This window comes from Enterococcus ureilyticus, assembly GCF_001730315.1.
Taxonomy (GTDB): Bacteria; Bacillota; Bacilli; order Lactobacillales; family Enterococcaceae; genus Enterococcus_L; species Enterococcus_L ureilyticus.
This window is the reverse complement of sequence record NZ_MIKC01000037.1, coordinates 1-1016: the sequence shown is the minus strand read 5'-3', so window position 1 is coordinate 1016 and position 1016 is coordinate 1. Positions and strand designations below refer to the sequence as shown.

General features: G+C 37.2%; 2 protein-coding genes. Both read left to right on the top strand.

The genetic code is table 11. The features are described 5' to 3' along the window. On the top strand, window positions 1–474 hold a 474-nt coding region (locus tag BCR24_RS11550), incomplete at its 5' end, for a helix-turn-helix domain-containing protein (protein WP_069640677.1). Between the two features lie 107 nt (window positions 475–581). Next, window positions 582–1016 (top strand): IS3 family transposase (locus BCR24_RS11545; RefSeq protein WP_141707058.1); only part of this gene is annotated, 435 nt, incomplete at its 3' end.

Here is a 1016-nt window from a genome sequence, read left to right as displayed (position 1 = left end):
CCTCTGGGCGGACGAGCCTTGGCTAAAAAATACGGACTCCCATCAAATGCCTTAATTTACAATTGGAAACACTCCTATCAATTATTTGGGAAAGAAGGGCTCAAAAGACACCGTTCACTGACAAAATATACTAGTGAATTTAAGCGAGATGTATTACACTTTATAGAAACGACAGATGCTTCTTTCGGTGAAGCAGCAAGACAATTCAAGCTGCCTAATGGGTCGATGATTTCTCGTTGGCAAAAGAAATACATCGCTGGTGGTCAAACTGCTCTGTCTAATCAAAAAGGGAGACCCAAAAAAAGGATGAACAAACCAACAAAAAAACAGCAAGAAACAAGCAAACTATCTCGTGAAAAGGAATTAGAGCGTGAGAATGAACGTTTGCGAATCGAGGTCGAGTATTTAAAAAAGCTACGGACTTTCCAACAGACTATTATGGCGAAGCGAAAAGACGAGTTCAAACCAGAATAGCCATAGAACTTATTGGAAAGTATCGTCAAGATCATGTATTACAAGCGATTAAGCTACCGCGTTCTACCTTCAATTACTGGAAAAAACAGATAACGAGCGAAGAAAAAATGACTCACATAGAGAAATTGATTCAAACAATTTTTGAAGAGAATGATCGCAATTATGGCTATCGTCGAATCAAACTGGCTTTAGTGAATATGGGCTATCAAATCAATCATAAGAAAATCCGACGAATTATGAAGAAATATAACTTAGTATGTATAAGCTTTACACGTCGTTCAAGAAGGTATCGATCTTACAAAGGTTTGGTGGGAACCTTGGCTAAAAACAAGGTGAATCGCCGCTTCTTTAGCACGATTCCAAAACAAAAAATCTTTACAGATATTTCAGAATTCCACTATACTGAACGAAATTCCGAAGGAATTAAACTAAAAAGAAAAGCCTATCTCAGTCCTTTTCTTGATGGTTTTAATGGAGAAATCATTGCCTATCAATTTCAGCAAAAACCAACGTTGGATTGCGTATTGATTCCTTTAAAAACA